This window comes from Crystallibacter degradans, from assembly GCF_012952295.1.
GTDB lineage: Bacteria > Actinomycetota > Actinomycetes > Actinomycetales > Micrococcaceae > Crystallibacter > Crystallibacter degradans.
On sequence record NZ_JABBCH010000002.1, the window covers coordinates 203,439 to 220,750 of the forward strand.

At 66.9% G+C, this 17,312-nt stretch carries 12 protein-coding genes; 10 read left to right on the plus strand and 2 right to left on the minus strand.

Features of this window, described 5'->3' with window-relative positions:
* Nucleotides 1-7: 7 nt before the first annotated feature.
* From HGO92_RS04735 to HGO92_RS04755, 5 genes are all read left to right on the plus strand, one after another.
* The gene (locus HGO92_RS04735) at nucleotides 8-1,102 is read left to right on the plus strand and encodes an FUSC family protein (protein WP_169992391.1); all 1,095 of its coding nucleotides are present in this window, start codon (nucleotides 8-10) and stop codon (nucleotides 1,100-1,102) included.
* 53 nt (nucleotides 1,103-1,155) lie between these two features.
* Nucleotides 1,156-2,232, plus strand: coding sequence for a class II fructose-bisphosphate aldolase (fbaA, locus tag HGO92_RS04740; RefSeq protein ID WP_169992393.1), 1,077 nt, complete (start codon nucleotides 1,156-1,158; stop codon nucleotides 2,230-2,232).
* Nucleotides 2,233-2,652 (plus strand): DUF3151 domain-containing protein, encoded by a 420-nt coding sequence (locus HGO92_RS04745; protein WP_169992395.1) that lies wholly within the window; start codon nucleotides 2,233-2,235, stop codon nucleotides 2,650-2,652.
* 281 nt (nucleotides 2,653-2,933) lie between these two features.
* On the plus strand, nucleotides 2,934-4,070 hold the full coding sequence (locus HGO92_RS24495; protein WP_169992397.1) for an LPXTG cell wall anchor domain-containing protein: 1,137 nt from the start codon (nucleotides 2,934-2,936) through the stop codon (nucleotides 4,068-4,070).
* A 142-nt stretch (nucleotides 4,071-4,212) separates the two neighbouring features.
* A complete protein-coding gene (locus HGO92_RS04755) occupies nucleotides 4,213-4,839 on the plus strand; it encodes a thymidine kinase (RefSeq protein WP_169992399.1) in 627 nt (208 codons plus the stop codon).
* Here the strand turns inward: HGO92_RS04755 and HGO92_RS04760 are convergent.
* Nucleotides 4,803-5,678, minus strand: a complete 876-nt coding sequence (locus HGO92_RS04760) for a DUF72 domain-containing protein (protein ID WP_240974443.1) — start codon at nucleotides 5,676-5,678, stop codon at nucleotides 4,803-4,805. The two genes, HGO92_RS04755 and HGO92_RS04760, sit on opposite strands and share 37 nt — an antisense overlap.
* Nucleotides 5,679-5,947: 269 nt before the next feature.
* Between HGO92_RS04760 and HGO92_RS04765 the strand changes: the two genes are divergently transcribed.
* The 5 genes from HGO92_RS04765 to HGO92_RS04785 all read left to right on the plus strand — a co-directional run bounded on the left by HGO92_RS04765 (nucleotide 5,948) and on the right by HGO92_RS04785 (nucleotide 11,320).
* The gene (locus HGO92_RS04765) at nucleotides 5,948-7,237 is read left to right on the plus strand and encodes an adenylosuccinate synthase (protein WP_169992403.1); all 1,290 of its coding nucleotides are present in this window, start codon (nucleotides 5,948-5,950) and stop codon (nucleotides 7,235-7,237) included.
* 43 nt (nucleotides 7,238-7,280) lie between these two features.
* Nucleotides 7,281-8,693, plus strand: a complete 1,413-nt coding sequence (locus HGO92_RS04770) for a pyridoxal phosphate-dependent decarboxylase family protein (RefSeq protein ID WP_169992405.1) — start codon at nucleotides 7,281-7,283, stop codon at nucleotides 8,691-8,693.
* Nucleotides 8,694-8,768: 75 nt separating this feature from the next.
* The gene (locus HGO92_RS04775; RefSeq protein ID WP_169992407.1) at nucleotides 8,769-9,575 is read left to right on the plus strand and encodes a carbon-nitrogen hydrolase family protein; all 807 of its coding nucleotides are present in this window, start codon (nucleotides 8,769-8,771) and stop codon (nucleotides 9,573-9,575) included.
* A 249-nt stretch (nucleotides 9,576-9,824) separates the two neighbouring features.
* Nucleotides 9,825-10,379 (plus strand): sigma-70 family RNA polymerase sigma factor, encoded by a 555-nt coding sequence (locus tag HGO92_RS04780; RefSeq protein ID WP_169992409.1) that lies wholly within the window; start codon nucleotides 9,825-9,827, stop codon nucleotides 10,377-10,379.
* On the plus strand, nucleotides 10,376-11,320 hold the full coding sequence (locus HGO92_RS04785; protein ID WP_169992411.1) for a hypothetical protein: 945 nt from the start codon (nucleotides 10,376-10,378) through the stop codon (nucleotides 11,318-11,320). Before HGO92_RS04780 ends, HGO92_RS04785 begins: the two co-directional genes overlap by 4 nt.
* Before the next feature lie 85 nt (nucleotides 11,321-11,405).
* On the opposite strand, the gene HGO92_RS04790 is transcribed toward HGO92_RS04785, so the two are convergent.
* A complete protein-coding gene (locus HGO92_RS04790) occupies nucleotides 11,406-17,135 on the minus strand; it encodes a peroxidase family protein (RefSeq protein WP_169992413.1) in 5,730 nt (1,909 codons plus the stop codon).
* Nucleotides 17,136-17,312 lie beyond the last annotated feature (177 nt).

The window sequence follows — 17,312 nt, forward strand, 5'->3', positions numbered from 1 at the left end:
TGTGCGGGTGAAGCTGGTCAGACGCCATGTCCGCACGCTGCATTCCCTCGGTCCGGCCAGCAACGATCATCTGGCGGCATTCCGCGTGGCGGTCAGCGTGGCCGTGCCGTCGCTCGCCCTGCTGATCCTGGGACGGCCTGACCTGATCATCTACGCCGTCTTCGGCGCGCTGACGGGGATGTACGGCCGGAATGAGTCCCACCAGCTCCGGCTCAAACACCAGACGCAGGCGGCCTTGTTCCTCCTGTCCGGCGTGACCGTCGGGGTCCTGCTCTCGGTCGCCCACATCCATTCGTGGGGGCTGGTGCTCGTTGAAGCCCTGCTCGCGGGAGTCGGGTCCATGGTGGCCGACAGGCTGCGGCTCCGGCCCAACGGGCCCTTCTTCGGCATCCTGGCCTTGGGTGCCTGCGCCTCGGTCCCCACCACCATTCCGATGCTGGCGGCCGTACTGATTTGCGCCGGATCCGCCGCGTTCTCCCTCGCGGTCGGTTTCGGCGGCTGGATCAGGCAGCGCGCCTGGAACCCGGCAGCCATGCGCGCTGCCGCACCCCTCGGCCGGCAGAAGACCATGGTGCACGCCGCACGTTACATACTGGCCGTCGGCGCCGCCGGAGCAATCGGGGTCCTCAGCGGAAGCGGGCATCCGCACTGGGCCATGGCCGCGGCCGCCGTACCGTTGGCCGGGGCCGACCTGCCCAGCAGCGTCCATCGCGGACTTCACCGGATTGTCGGCACGTTCCTCGGGCTGGCGATTGTCGCCGTCGTACTTTTTCCTGGCCCTGCCTCACCGCTGCAGTTCTTTCCCGGCCAGGAAGCCGCGGTCCTGGCCATCCTCGTGATCATTTTCCAATTCACCACCGAACTGTTCATGACCCGGCATTACGGACTGGCCATGGTCTCCTTCACCCCGGTCATTCTGCTGATGACACAGCTTGCGTTCCCGGAGGACCCGCTGCTGCTGGTGACGGAGCGCGGTGTGGAGACGTTGGTGGGAGCGGCGATGGGCATCCTCGTGGTGGTCGCCGTCCGCGCGCGGCGGGCTGCTGTGGCGCCGGGTCCGGGGGAATCGCGCGACCGGCAGGACCTCACGGTGGCTTCATAGACTAGCTTCATAGACCTATCCGTTTGGCCCGGTGCGCGGGCCGACTGGATAGGATGGAGACAGAGGCCACCTCCCTCGAGAACTCACTTATCTATCAAGGAGTCCGCATGCCTATTGCAACCCCTGAGATCTATACCGAGATGATTGACCGCGCCAAGAGCGGCGGCTTCGCCTACCCCGCCATCAACGTCACCTCTTCCCAGACGCTGAACGCCGCGCTGCAGGGCTTCGCGGACGCGGGCTCGGACGGCATCATCCAGGTGTCCACCGGCGGCGCCGCCTACTGGTCCGGCGCAGGGGTCAAGGACATGGTCGCCGGTTCCCTCGGCTTTGCCGCGTTTGCCCGCGAGGTCGCCAAGAAGTACCCGATCAACGTTGCGCTGCACACGGACCACTGCCCCAAGGACAAGCTGGACAGCTTTGTGCTGCCGCTGCTCGCCGAATCCGAAGCCGCCGTCAAGCGCGGCGAGGACCCGATCTTCAACTCCCACATGTGGGACGGTTCGGCCGAGACCCTGGAAGACAACCTCCGTATCGCCGAGGAACTGCTGGCCCGCACCGCCGCGGCGAAGATGATCCTCGAGGTCGAGATCGGCACCGTCGGCGGCGAGGAAGACGGCGTCGAGAACGAGATCAACGAGAAGCTCTACACCACGGTCGACGACGGACTGAAGACCATCGAGGCGCTCGGCGCCGGTGAGAAGGGCCGCTACATCACCGCCCTGACCTTCGGCAACGTGCACGGCGTCTACAAGCCGGGCGGCGTGAAGCTGCGCCCCGAGCTGCTCAAGCAGATCCAGGACGAGGTCGGCGGGAAGATCGGCAAGGAGAAGCCGTTCGACCTGGTCTTCCACGGCGGCTCCGGCTCCTCCGAGCAGGAAATCGCGGACGCTGTTTCCTACGGCGTTATCAAGATGAACGTGGACACCGACACTCAGTACGCGTTCACCCGCCCGGTGGCTGGCCACATGTTTGCTAATTACGACGGCGTCCTCAAAGTGGACGGCGACGTCGGCAACAAGAAGACCTATGACCCGCGCGTCTGGGGTGCCGCTGCCGAGAAGAGCATGGCAGCCCGCGTGGTCGAGGCCGCCCAGCGGCTGGGTTCGGCCGGAAAGTCCGTGAAGTAGATGGCCGAGTTTCGCAAGAACCTGCTGGGCCCGGACGCTACCGAGCTGCCCGAGGAAACCGAAGTCCTGGCGCGGCTGGACGCCGGCGACGAGGCCCTTGACCTCGCTGCCAAGCACCCGACGTCGTCGTTGGTTTGGGCCATCCTGGCCGACGAGGCTTACGGCGAGGGCCGGACCATCGAGTCCTACGCCTTCGCCCGCGTGGGTTACCACCGCGGCCTGGACGCGTTGCGCCGGGCCGGCTGGAAGGGCGCCGGACCCATCCCGTGGGAGCACGAGCCGAACCGCGGCTTCCTGCGCGCCCTGTATGCGTTGGGCCGCGCTGCCGCGGCCATCGGCGAGGACGAGGAAGTAGCCCGGATCGACAAGTTCCTGAACGAATCGGACCCCGAGGCGAAGGCTGCCATCGAGGCTTCCTGAGGCCTGCCGGTTGCGGCAGAGGGCTGTCCTGAGCCTCCTGACGCAGCAGCCTGACGGACAACTGGAGAAAAGGCGGGAGCAGCGGCGTGCGTAGCGCCCCTGTTCCCGCCACTCGTTTAACAGAGGCCGCAGCGGGAAAAACGTTCCGACTGGCGCATATGCCCCGGATCACTTATATTTCTGCTTAGGTCCGGATGAAGCCGGCCGCAGGGCGCGGAATTCATCGGATTGGCGCGAGTGCTGCCCTGCCTGCACAGCCAAGTTGGGGACAGGACATCCACGTGACATCACGACTACGCTCAGCGCTGCTCACCGGCGCCGTTGCCGCCACACTCGCCCTCAGTGCCGCACCGGCTCAGGCCGACAACCAGCAGGATCAGGCTGCACTTCCGGCAGCGGAACAAACCGCCCCCGCGACCAATGTGGACCCTGCGACCAACCTGGACGCTGCGCTTTCCACCGACGCCGCTCCGACTACCGAAATTGTGCCGGCCGAACCCGTACCTGCTCCGGTGCAGGCGGAAGAGCTGCTGGCCGATGCGGTGATTCCCGTGCTGGTGGAGGAAACCGAAACCAACGACGACGACGGGACGTCCGCCGGGGCCGTCGAGGAATCGTCTGAGGATGTTGACGGTGGCGACGGCGGAGTCGCCGACCCGCCGGAAGACGGCGCGGTCGACGCACCGGACATCGGCTCGGGGGAGGGGCAGGCTCCGGCCATCGACCCAACCGGCCCTGCTTCCGAACTGGCGTCCAGTACCGGATCTGACCAGGAGCCCGCTGCCGGAAGTGAGTCTGCCCGGGTTGTCGAACCAGGCACCACGGCCGCACCCTCGCCCTCTGCTCCTCCGGCCCCGGTTCCTGCCGGCTTCGAGTCCATCGTTGTCGGCGGCCGCACCCTGACCCATGCCGACTTCAACATCCCCGATGACATCGCCGCCAGCGACGAGGAGACCATCGCCCTCTGGATGGAGGAGAACATGGACCTCGTGCTTGAGTCCGAGGGCATGATCTACCTGGTTGATCTCATGATTGGCTACCTCGAAGCGGGAGACCGGGAAGGTTTGGAAGCTCTGATCCGCGAACTGGGCGCCTCCGATCCGGCTGCCGCGGAAGACATCATTCGAGAGCTGGACGGATGGTTCCTATGGTTCGAAGAATGGCCGATGGACGAACCCTTCCCCGCTGCGCCGGCCACCGAACCTGCACCGGCAGTCTCCCCGGCAAGCGTCGAGGTAGCCCCGGCCGCACTGGTGCCGGCCCAGAAGCCAGCCGAAACGGCCACCGCTGCCGTGGCTGCTCCGGCGGGCGAACTGGCAGAGACCGGAGCCGCAGGCACCATTTGGTTGGCCACGGGAGGAGCAGGATTGCTGCTCCTCGGCGTCGCCCTGGTCGCCTTGCGCCGCCGGATGGCCTGAACGTCGCCAGACCGAACCTGAGCCCCAGCGGCGCCGGAGCGCTTGAGCCCCGACGCCGCTGGAACTCTTGAGCCAGGGCTGAACCGGACCGTCATTGCGGATCAGTAGAATCGACTGCTGGACCGCTTTGAAAGGTACGATTTTGGCCAAACTCTATTTCCGGTACGGCGCGATGAATTCCGGAAAGTCCACCGGGCTGCTCCAGGTTGCCTTCAACTACGAGGAGCGCGGGCAGCGCGTGCTGCTGGCCAAACCTCATCTCGACACCAAGGGCGACACCGCGATCGTCTCCCGAATGGGCATGACCCGGGAGGTGGACTTCCTGATCCGCCCGGGCGACAACGTCCGGGAACTGTTCGCCAAGGTCGCCTCCGGGGACGACCCGGACGCCCTGCTGGAGCATGTGGAGGTCAAGCCGGTGGCCTGCCTGCTGGTGGACGAGGCGCAGTTCCTGACACCTGGCCAGGTGGATGATCTGTTCCGCATCGCGGTGCTGGACGGCGTGCCGGTGATCGCGTACGGCATCCGCACCGACTTCCGCACGGTTGCCTTCCCCGGGGCCGCGCGGCTACTCGAACTTGCACACTCGCTCGAGGAGCTGAAGACCATCTGCCGGTGCGGGCGCAAGGCCGTCTTCAACACCCGGCGGATCGGTAGCGAGTTTGTTTTCGACGGCGAGCAGGTAGCCATCGATGGCCAGGACATCGCTTACGAATCGCTGTGCGGGAACTGCTACCTGGAGGCATCCGGCGGCCGGCTCGGCAGCTGAGAGTCGGCCAGCCGCTTCGCCAGGCCCATCGCGTCGTAGGGGGCGCGGACCTTCACGTCGTTGTCGAAGTACAGGTAGGCGTCCCGACCCATTCCGTCAGGGCAGCCGCTGCCGTCCAGCCAGCCGCGGACCGTGTCCGCCCAGTGGTCCAGGTCCGCGTCGCCGTAGCCGCTGACGTAAAGCTCGTCCTTGCCGTGCAGCCGGACGTAGGCGAAGTCCGCGGTGATCTCGTGCAGCATCGGCCAGGTCCCGGCGCTGTCGGCCATCACCAGGGCAATGTTGTGCCGGCGCAGCTGCGTGTAGAAGTCCTCGGTGACGAAGGTGGAACTGCGTACCTCCATGGCATGGCGCAGCGGCCGGTCCTCGGCAACGTCGAACCAGGTCCTGTCCCGCATCAAATCCGTATGCTCGGACGCAAGGCGGGCCGCCGCCGTCGTTGTTCGAGGGAGCAGCGCCAGGAACTCCTCGACGACGTCCGGGTCGTATTTGAGGTTCTCCGGCAGCTGCCACAGGAAGGGTCCGAGCTTGCCGCCGAGCGCCAGCACGCCCGAGGCGAAGAAGTTCGCCAGTGCCCCGCGGGCATCCCGGAGGCGGCGCATGTGCGTGATGAAGCGGCCGCCCTTGACCGCGAAGATGAAGTCCTCCGGTGTGGCATCGCGCCACTGGATCCAGCTGGACGGGCGCTGCAGGGAGTAGAAGGAGCCGTTGATTTCCAGCGAGTCCAGGTGGGTCGCGGCGTATTCGAGTTCCCGCCGCTGGGGGAGCCCCTTGGGATAGAACGTCCCGCGCCACGGTGCGTAACGCCACCCGGAGATGCCGACCCGCGCAACTGGCTTCAAAGTCCCCACGCTCCGCACGCTACTCCGATCAGGCGCGTCCGGCCAGAGTATCCGGGCGCATCCGGCCCGCGCGACGCGGCCAGAGGCGGCCTGGCGCACATTGCGACGTCTCGTGCCGCAGGAATCCGCGGTTAATCGGGGCATCGGCTAAACTTGGCAGGTAAGAGCCCCAGAACTCCATCCGGAGTCGGGGCGTTCTCATGCGCGGCAGATGCTTCCTGCCTCTCCCCTTGGCAGGGTTTCCGCCGCATCGAATGGGGGAGGATCCCATGCCAGCAATTGTGATCGTCGGAGCCCAGTGGGGCGACGAAGGTAAAGGCAAGGCAACGGACTTGCTTGGCGGCCGCGTGGACTACGTGGTTAAGCCGAACGGCGGCAACAACGCCGGCCATACCGTCGTCGTCGGTGGTGAGAAGTATGAGCTCAAGCTCCTTCCCGCCGGCATTCTCAGCCCCAATGCCATTCCGATTATCGGCAACGGCTGCGTGGTGAATCTGGAAGCCTTGTTCGAGGAGATCGACGGGCTGGAGGCACGCGGCGCGGACACGTCCAAGCTCCGCGTCTCCGCCAACGCCCACCTGGTGGCGCCGTTCCACCAGACCATGGACAAGGTGACGGAGCGTTTCCTCGGCAAGCGTGCCATCGGCACCACCGGCCGCGGCATCGGCCCCGCCTACATGGACAAGGTGGCCCGGCTGGGTATCCGCGTGCAGGACGTGTTCGACGAGTCCATCCTGCGCCAGAAGGTGGAAGGCTCGCTGCACCAGAAGAACGAGCTGCTGGTCAAGGTCTACAACCGGCGCGACGTCGACGTCGAAGAGATCGTCGAATACTTCCTGTCCTTCGCCGAGCGGCTGCGGCCCATGATGATCGACTCCACCTTCGTGCTGAACGAGGCGCTCGACGACGGCAAGGTGGTGCTGATGGAGGGCGGCCAGGCCACGTTCCTGGACGTGGACCACGGCACCTACCCGTTTGTCACCTCCTCCAACCCGACGGCGGGCGGCGCGTCCGTGGGCTCGGGCATCGGCCCCACCCGGATCAACCGTGCCGTGGGCATCATCAAGGCCTACACCACGCGCGTGGGTGCCGGCCCGTTCCCCACCGAGCTCTTCGACGAGATGGGCGAGTACCTGCAGAAGACCGGCGGCGAGTTCGGCGTGAACACCGGCCGCCCGCGCCGCTGCGGCTGGTACGACGCCGTGCTGGCGCGCCATGCCTCGCGCGTCAACGGCTTCACGGACTACTTCGTGACCAAACTGGACGTGCTGACCGGGATAGAGCGGATTCCGGTGTGCGTGGCGTACGACGTCGACGGCGTCCGGCATGACGAGATGCCGATGACCCAGACCGAGTTCCACCACGCCAAGCCCATCTTCGAGTACTTCGACGGCTGGACCGAGGACATCACCGGGGCCCGCAGCATTACGGATCTGCCGCCGAACGCCCAGCTCTACGTGAAGGCGCTCGAGGACATCTCCGGCACGCGGATCTCCGCCATCGGGGTGGGCCCGGACCGGGACCAGACCATTGTGGTGCGGGACCTCATCGCCGAATAGCGGTACGCTGTCCGGCCTCCGGTTTTGGGCGTAGCATGCAGGAATGGCGGATGACTATGGCATCCTGCGGCGCACTGCCGAGCTGGCCACCGAGTACCTGCGCTCGCTGCCGGAGCGCCCGGTCAAGAGCGGCATGGCCGCGGCGGACCTGCGCCGCGAACTGATCACGGCACTGCCCGAGACGGGCGATGAACCGCAGGCCGTGATCGAGCATCTGGCCGCGGTGGGCGGCCGTGCCGCGGTGGCCATGGCGGGACCGCGCTACTTCGGCTTTGTCATCGGCGGGGCCCTGCCACCGGCTTTGGCCGCGGACTGGCTGACCTCCACTTGGGACCAGAATGCCGGACTCTACGCGGCCGGACCGGCGGCCTCGGTGGTGGAGGAAGCCGTGGGCGCCTGGCTGCTGGAGCTGTTCGGCCTGCCGCCGGCCAGCGGGTTCGGCCTGGTGACCGGCTGCCAGATGGCGCACTTCACCTGCCTGGCCGCGGCGCGGACCGCAGTGCTGGAGCGGGCGGGCTGGGACGTTACCGGCCGCGGGCTTTTCGGCGCGCCGGAGGTGGAAGTGGTGGTCGGCGACGAGGCGCACAGCACGGTCCTGTCCGCCCTGCAGTACCTGGGGCTCGGCCGCGACCGGGTGCACACCGTGGCCACGGATGGCCAGGGCAGGATCCGGTTGCGGGAGCTCGAGAAAGTCCTCGCGCAGATTCCGCAGCGGGCGCCGTTGATCGTGAACCTGCAGGCCGGCAACGTGAACACCGGCTCCTTCGATCCGATCCGCGCCGCCATTGACCTGGTCCGCCGGCGGGAGGGTGGCTGGGTCCACCTGGACGGGGCCTTCGGGCTCTGGGCCGCCGTGAGCCCGGAACTGCGGCCCCTGCTCGGCGGGCTGGAACTGGCCGATTCCTGGGCCACGGACGCGCACAAGTGGCTCAACGTCCCCTACGATTCCGGGCTGGCGTTTGTCGCCGACGCCGATGCCCACGTCAAGGCGATGGCACCGCCGCACGCCTCGTATCTCGAATACGGGCAGGAGCGCGATGAAGTCTCCTGGGTGCCGGAGTATTCCCGCCGCGCCAGGGGCTTCCCCATCTACGCAGCGCTGCGCACCCTTGGGCGCGACGGGGTGCGGGAGATGGTTGAAAATTGCTGCGCGCTGGCCCGGCACATGGCGGCCCAGCTTGGCCAGGTTGACGGCGTCGAAATCCTCAACGACGTGGTGCTCAACCAGGTGCTGGTCCGCTTTATCCCGTGCGGTGATGGAAACATTAGCGGCGCCGGCGGGGACGACTTTACCCACGACGTCGTACGCCGTGTGCAGGAGGACGGCACGCTCTGGCTCTCCGGCACCACCTGGCACGGCATGGCCGCGATGCGGATCAGCGTCAGCAACTGGTCCACCACGCTGGAGGACGCGGACCGCTCCGTGGAGGCGATCCTGCGCTGCGCCGGACGCTGAAAACCCTTTAGAGATTCCGCGCCGCGGGTTGGGTAGTCTGGAATGACAACGCCGCCAGCGAGACGGGAGCGCATCATGAAGGTCAGTGTGGGGCAATTCGATCCTTCCGGGGACGTCAACGAAAACCTCAGCGTCATGCGTGCACAGGCCGAAGAGGCCAAGGCCGCGGGCGCCGAGCTGATCCTGTTCCCGGAAGAGTCCATGTTCACCGTCGGCAAGGTCGAAGGGAGCCTGATCTCCGCCGTCAACGAGCATTGGAGCGCCTTCGTCCAGAAGCTCTCTTTCATCGCCGCGGAGACCGGGGTCGCCCTGATCGCCGGCGGCTACGAGGCCAGCGGGGAAGAGCGCCCTTACAACACGCTGGTGATCGTTGACGCCGACGGCCGCATTGTGGATACGTACCGGAAGCTGCATCTGTACGACGCGTTCTCCTACCAGGAGTCCACGAAGATCAAGCCGGGCGACGGCGGCCTGAAGCTCGTGGAGATCGGCGGACTGCGGGTGGGCGTGATGACCTGCTACGACGTGCGCTTCCCGGAGATGGCCCGCGGCCTCGCGGACCAGGGCGCGGACCTGATCTGCGTGGCGGCGGCCTGGTTCAAGGGCGACCACAAGATCGAGCACTGGGAGACGCTGCTCAAGGCCCGCGCCATCGAGAACACCTGCTGGGTGGCCGCCGCCGGCACCTCCAGCAGCCATACCGTGGGGCATTCCGCCATCCTGGATCCCATGGGCATTGTGCAGGACTACCTCAACGACGAGCCGCGCGGCGTTGTCACCGTGGACGTGACCCGCCGCCGCATCGACGAGGTCCGCGAGTTCCTCCCGGTCCTGCGGAACCGGCGCCTGGCCAGCACGGTGGAAGTGGTTGAAGCCCACTAAAGGCAGGCACCGGGACGGCCGGGAAAAAGTTTTTCGAAAGTTTTTTGAAACCGCGTAACTTTTCCTCAAGCCGGTTCGATTACTTATATGTAGAGGCCGCGCCAGAGCTTCCCCCCCAACGAGCTGTGGCGCGGCTTTCACATCTTCTGGATGGGCCCCGGCCGAATGTCGGGTGCTGCATCCAGCGCGGAGCGAGTGGCGCGGCTATGATAAGGGACGCCGGGCCAGTCGCTACTTAAAGGAAAAACCGTGGATGGATTGCTGACAGATGAGGATCTGTTGTCAGCTGTTTCCGGAGACGGTCGTTCCGCCGAGAAAATTTACCGTTCGTTGTCACCTAAAGTCATGGGGTACCTGCAGGCCAGGGGCGTTGAGGACACCGAAGCCGTCGCCCAGGACGTCTTCCTGACGGTTTTCCAGAAACTCGACAATGTCACCGGGGGTGTTGCAGGTTTGAAGACGTTCACGTTCTCGGTAGCCCACGCCAGAGTGGTGGACGCCGCCCGCGCCCGTGCGCGTCACCCCCGCCTCGCCGAGTACGACCCGGATTTCGACACCCGGACCGTCTCCTCGGCAGAGCAGGTTGTGGTGGACCGCTCCGGCGGCGACGTCGTCCAACTGATGCAGACCCTGAACCCGGACCAGCGTGAAGTCCTTTCGCTGCGCATCGTGGCGGACCTGCCCATCGACCAGGTGGCCCAGGTCATGGGCAAGTCGGAGGGATCGGTCAAACAGCTCCAGCGCAGGGCACTTGCGAAACTCAAAGACATGGTCGTCGGCAGCAAGGTAGGAGGGGCATCATGACCCAGCAACGTCCCGGCAGCGCGCCGGACGCGGATCTGCTCGCCGACGCGGGCGACTATCCCGAACTGCACACCCTGCTGGCAGAGCTCCGCGACCTCGGCCAGGGCCCCGCGCCCGAACCGTCCCCGGAACTTGCCGCCTTCTTCAAGCCCAAGGTTGTCCCGCTGCGCCGCAAGCGCCGGGGCGCCGTCATCGGCGTCGTCGTCGCCGCCTCCATGAGCCTGGGCGTGGGCACCGTGGCGGCCAACGAGGAGGTCCGCGAGAACCTTTACGCCGCCGTGGACACCGCGGTGGACCTGGTGCAGCCGGATGAGCAGGACCAGCTGACTAACCAAGCTAACGACGGCGGTGCCTCCGACAGCGCGCTGCCGGTACTTCCGCCGGTGGTCGCCATGCCGGGCGGAGCTGACATCGCCGCCGGAGCCGGGCAACGCGTAGAACGTTCGGGCGGCCCGGTGATAGTTGCCGCCAAGGAGCCCGGCAGGCAGGGCGGCAGGGAACCGGGCACCCAGCGCGGCAACGGTGCCGGCCCTGCAGCACCCGCTGCACCGGGTCCGGCAGCGAAGGCTTCGCCCGGCCAGGGCCAGCAAGCCGGCCAAGCCAACGAAAAGGCCAAGGCCAGGGCCAAGGCGAATAACAAGGCCCAGGACAAGCCCAAGGCGAACAAGCCCAACAAGCCCGCCGGCGAGGCGGTCCGGAACGCTGTGCCGAACGCCGGGAAGGCGCAGCAGCCCGTGAAGCGGCTCGTGCGGCGCGCCGTCGAAGGTGCCCCGCTCGTCAACGGGGGCCAGGATAAGCAGGCGCCCGGACAGGCCGAGGAAAAGGGCCGCGGCGCAGCGGAAAAGCAATCCGGCCCGGTCGAAAAGATCGTGGAGAAGGGCGTGGACCCAACCGTGGAGAGGTTGGGCAGAACCCTGGGCAAAGCAGTGGACCGGGACTGAGCCTCAGAAATCACTCGCCGCAGAACGCAGGCAAAAAGCCAGGCCCCGGTTTCCCGGGGCCTGGATTTTAGCTGGCCGGTTCGGCTCAGAACAGGATGCTCATGGCATTCCAGCCGCTGTTGCCGATGACCTGCCGTGGCGTGAACCCGCCGGTGCCGGTGCCCGGGTAGAGCAGCAGCCGTCCGTCACCGTCGCGCGAAACCACGTCCGGGTTGTCATCGCCGGTGAGGTCACCGGGGCTGAAGATGGCGCTCATGGAGTTCCACCCCGTCCCGATCTGGCCCCGCCGCTCCAGCCGGCCGGTGCCGGTGCCCGGGTACATCCACAGCCGCCCGTCCGTGGTCCGTGCCACCACGTCCGAGTTACCGTCCCCGTCGAAGTCGCCGGGGCTGTGCAGGCTGGTGATGGAGTTCCACCCGCTGGTGCCCATCAGCTCGCGCGGCTCGAAGCGGCCCGCGCCGTTGCCCGGGTAGAACCAGAGCCGGCCCGAGGTGTCACGGGTGATGAGGTCCGTGTCGCCGTCGTTGTCCGTATCGCCTCCGCTGAAGACCGCGTTGATCGAGTCCCAGCCGCTGGAGCCGATGAGGATCCGGGACCGGAGCCGGCCCTCGCCGTCGCCGGGGTAGAGCCAGAGCCGGCCGGAACCGACGCTGTCCTTGGCGATGATGTCCGCCTTGTCGTCCCCGTCGAAGTCGCCGGGGCTGGCGATGGCGTTCATGACGTTCCAGCCGCTGGAGCCGAGCACGGAGCGGGACTGCAAAGCGCCCTTGCCGTCGCTACGGTACAGCCACAGCCGGCCGTTGCCGTCGCGCGCCACCAGGTCGGCGAATCCGTCGCTGGTGAAGTCGACGTTCTTGACCGTGGCAGGCTTGCCGGCCTCCGTGGTGAAGCTCCAGGTGGCCGAAGCCACCGGGTTGTTGAAGGCGTCCCGGATGGCCGTGGCGCCGCCGGTCACCGTCACCTGGTACCGGGTGTTGGCGGCCAGGTCGGCAACCGGATCGAGTACCGCCGTCATGTTCTCCTTTGTGTAGGTCACGGTGGCTTCAACGATTGCGTTGGTGGCGGCGTTGCGCAGCACCATGCTGGTGTTGCTGACGTCGGTCACGTGTTCGCTGAAGGTCACCGTGGGATTGGCGCCGATCAGGATCCCTGTCGCCGCATCCGCCGGGGTCTTGGCGGTGACCGTCGGAGCTACCGTCTCCACCGGCTCGACGGCGTTCGACGCAGCCGAGAAGGCTCCCGTGCCAACCGCGTTGACCGCGGCCACCAGGAACCGCAATCGGCTGCCGGCCGGCAGGTCGGTGACCACCATGCTCGTGGCGGTGGCTCCGGCGTTCCGGAGTTCACCCACCTGCGCATTGGCGGCGTCGATAACCTTGACCGTGTAGCCCGTGACTGCCGAACCGCCGTTGCTTGCCGGAGCACTCCAGCTGACGGTGGCCTGCCGGTCGCCGGCGGTGGCGGTGCCGATGGCCGGGGCAGCGGGGGCAACCGGAGCCGGGGTCACCGGCGCACTCGGAGCGGAGTAGGCGCCGGCGCCTGCTTCGTTGACCGCGCGGATCTGGAACCGGTATGCCGTTCCGTTGGTCAGGCTGTCCACCAGCAGCGACGTCGTTGTGGCATCGACCCGCCGAAGCGCGCCGACCTGGGCGCCGCTGGCATCCATGACCTTGACGTCGAAACCGGTGATGGAGGAACCTGCCGGTGCAAACCAGCCGACGTTCGCCGAAGCGTTGCCGCCCGTGGCCGTGACGCCGGTCGGAGCCGCGGGTACCTGCGTATCGGCGAACACCAGGCGCTCGATGTTGCGCAGAGTGTCGATGCCGTCGCCGGTCAGGGCGGCGTCATCTCCGTCAGCCGCGTTGTGCGTGACGGTAGTGATGCTGCCCGCCGCGCCCGGCTGGGCACCGGCCGGGGTGGTGGTGATGGTGTAGTTGCTGCGGATATCGCTGAACACCGCGACGTCAGCGTTGCCCGGGCTGGCGCTGTCGACGATTTCACGAACGACGACGACGTTGCCCGGATCCACCTTGCCGGCGAAGATTGCCTGCTGCAGTGTCTCCGTGCTGCCGGCCAGGTAGGGCTTGGCCAGCGCCGTTGCCGATCCGATCTCGGTGGCTGCGTCGGAAGCGTTGGTCCGGACGCTGAGCCGGACCCGCAGTTCCTTGTCGCCGTCGAGGATGTCGTCGGCGCCGCGTCCCTCGACGGTGTCGTTGCCGCCGCCGCCGAGGATGATGTTGCCTTCGCCCCAGACCGCGTCGCCGGAGGTTGCGCCGGCAGGCAGCAGGGCTTCCAGGCCGCGGATGCGTGCCACGCCGTTCGCGTCCAGCCAGTTGCTTCCGGAGAAGCCCTCGGCTACGGCGGTCCGGGGCACTACGCTGTCGCCGCGCAGGATGTCGTTCCTGCTGCCGCCCGAAAGTGCCTCGACTTCCGCATGGCGGTCGCGCAGGACGTCCACCGGAAGCGGGACACCCAGCAGCTTCAGCTCCAGGTCCGCATCCGCGGGCAGCTCGTCGAACTCGTAGCTGGACCAGTCGAAACCGGCCGCTCCGGCGTTGCGTTCGATGCCGGGACCGGCGAGCAGAATGTCGTCCCCGCCTTCGGCGTCGTAATCATCGTCGCCGTTCTGGCCGTTGATGACATCGTGGCCCGGCTTGTTGGGATCGTCGAAGAAGGGAGCGCCGGAATCGCCCTGCAGCAGGTCGGCCCCGTCACCGCCTTCGACCCAGTCATCGCCGGAGTCCGCGAACACCGTGTCCGCGCCGCCGCCGGCAATGATGAAGTCATCGCCCGGCCCGCCGAAGTGCTCGTTGGTGTTGGCCCCGCCGTTGAGCAGGTCCTTGCCGTCGCCGCCCAGCAGGATGTCCAGACCGGGTCCGGCATCGATGGCGTCATTGCCCGGACCGCCCTTGGGAACGTCGTCCCCGGCAGCATCGGTGATGATGTCGTTGCCCTCGCCGCCCAAGGCGGTGTCGGCGCCGTCGTTGCCTTCGATGCGGTCATTGCCCGGGCCGCCCCAGAACGTGTCATTATCGACGCCGCCCCAGACCAGGTCCCTGCTGTCGGTCCCGTTGAAGACGCTCTGGCCGTTGATGCCCGGAGGATCTATCGAGTTCATCGTGCGGTAGCGGATGGTTCCGTCCGGCATCCGGATGAGCAGCTCGGTTTCGTTGCATTCCGACGCCGGGTCATCCGCGATGTTGGTGCCGGTGCCGCCCAGGTTGGCCAGCTGGAACTTGCAGTCAGCGGTGGAGAAGACGTCGGCCGTGATGGAGTGCGCGTTGGTGTTGCGCATGATCATCTCGCCGAAGGAGTTGCCTTCCAGCTGCGAGAACAGGTTCATGCCCGGTGTGCGCACCAGGTAGTAGAACCGGTCGCCGTTCTGCAGGTCCAGCATCTGCTTCTCGAACACGTAGTTGAAGGTCGAGCCCAGCAGGCCGCCGAACAGGTTGGTCCGTTCGGCCAGGCCGCCCATCCAGAGGTCCACGGTGTCCAGGCCGGTCGGCTTGTCCGCCCAGGTCCCCGTGGCGCCCATAAAGTCGCCCGCGTCGGCAGGAATGGTTTCCGGCGCGGTGTCGAACGGCGGATCCACGATCAGCCGGGCGGCCTCCCGCTTCTCCGCCAGCGTGGTCTTGGACGTGATGGTTTCGTGCGTGCCGTAGGCGGCAACGAAGTTCACCAGCGACTCGGGATGCTTGATGTTCAGGCCGAAGTCGATCCAGTTCTTGTACGGCATGAGCTGGCTGTCGTTGGTCTTGGCGTGCAGTTCCTTGCGCAGGTTGTTCAGTGACGGCAGGCCCGTCTCCCGGGCCCGGGCGATGTTGATGGCGGGAAGGTCCAGCGGCAGGCCCAGCAGGTTGCTGCGCAGCGTGTCGGTCACGAACTCGTCGAGCTCGTTGCCCACCTGGTTGGACATGCCCATGGCGATGCTGCCGGCCGCGGACTTGGAGTCCAGGACGCCGGCCGAACCGCCGTCGGTGTAGGCCACCGGGTTGAGGAAGCCGTTCAACAGCGGAGTATCGTTCGACGAGCCGTCCTCGTTGGTGCGCGCGATGGTGTCGGTGAGCATCGAGTGGCCGAACCGGTACACGGCATGCGCGAACTCGGCGCTGATCGCGGAGTTCACGTCGTCGTGGTAGCCGGAGAACGGTTCGATGAGCGGCTGGACCTTGCGGGCGAACTCCTCGAAGGCCAGGTGCTGGTATTCCATCTCGGTGATGAACCGTGCAGCCTGGAAGATCCGCTCCCCGTTCCAGCCTTCCGCACCGGCCGCGAGCTGCCATTCCTTCAGGGCAGCATCCCCCCGGGCATTTCCTGTGTCCTCGGTGAGGACCCGCTGAATGTCATCCACCAGGCGGTTGTGCTCGGAATGGAAGATCTGGTGGATCGAGGTCAGGCCGATGTTCTCGTTGACGCGGCCGTCACCGGCGACGAAGTGCCGGTCCAGCATCTCGTTGTCGTACGTGCCGGCGGCCTGGCGCGCGGTGGCCGGGGTGATGGCGGTATCGGTGTCCGCGATCAGTCCCGGAGCGGGAACCGCGTTGTGCGCGATGTCCTCGATGAAGGCCTCGCTGACCCGGTCAACGTTGGCGGGTGCGGGCACGGGGGCGGCAAGGTTGCCTTCCACGGTTCCGGTCGGCGTCACATACTGCGGGAGGCCGTTGGGGCCCGGAACGAACTTGCCGTACGGATCGGTGAGGATCACCGGGATGTTCAGTGCATCGGCGTCCACCAGCTTCAGGCCGAGCAGCTCGGCCGCCTGCTTCTTCAGCAGCTGCCAGGTGCCCATGCCGCCGTCGGCGGAGGTCATCAGCTCGCCGGTGGAGACGGGTTTGCCGGCGGTGTTCTTCACATAGGTGCGCAGGAACACCTGGTGCGCCGGGTGGGAAGCGTAGGTCTGGGACTGGTCCACGTAGGGATTGGTCCGGTTGGTGGCTTCCTGGATATCGTCGTCGGTGCCCATCAGGCCGTCGGGGCCGGGCTGGTTGGTTGCCCGGGTTACTGCCATGAACCGCAGGTGCGGCGGCAGGTCATCGGCCGTGTTCAGCTCCCCGTCGCGTCCGGGGATCAGCGGATCATCGTCCTTCAGCGGGACGTAGACCGTGCCGCCGGACTTGCTGACCAGGTCGAGGCCGTGGTCGAAGAACTGTCCGAAGAGCGTGAACAGGCCGTTGTAGGGCGGCGAGAGTCCGACGTCGGTGGTGACATTCGGGATGAACAGTGTTTCCCCTGACGGAACACAGTCCTCGGGAATGCCCGCCGTCGTCGGTGTTGGATCCGTAGTGCAGGGGACAACGCCGTCGGTGCCCTGGCTGCGCAAGGGAAAGCCCGCCGCCTTGACGGCTGCGGGGTTGGTGGACGTCTGGTCCACGATCAGGTTGCTGATGACGCGCGGCTGCGAGTCCCAGACGTCCTTCTTGGACGCGTACCCGGGGTCGGCCGTGGCGGCCACCCGGGGGGACTGGCTGTCTTCGGCCGGCCGGAAGTCCGGCGTGGTGAACCGCGGGAACTTCTCCTGCGCCGCGCCGAACTTTTCGCGGTCTTCCTGCAGGTTGTTGCAAGAACCGTCCACCGTGCGCAGGCCGTAGGAGACCAGCGGGCCCGGCACCTGGTTGGGGCCGTCGCCGAGCAGCGCTCCGCAGGGGCCGGTGGCGGACGTAGTGTTGGCCACGTGGGCCTCGGAAATCTTGATCTGCTTGAGAATGAACGCCAGATCCGCTGGCGTAACGGTAAATCCCTGGCCCACCACCCCAGCGTGGGCCGGACCTGCAAGGGCTGGAAGGCCCAGCGACGTTGTCAGTACAAGTGCGAGCATGCCGGCGACGCCGCGCCGCCGGTACCCAGTTTGTTTCGTGGCCGGTTGCCCGGCACCAGCTTGACGGGAGGAAGATTTGCGCCCCCGCGCATCCTCCCGTTTATTCCCCATAACCCGGTGAGTGAACATCTAAGACCCCTCGGTCTCGAGTGATCGGCTCATCAGTCGACGCGGACT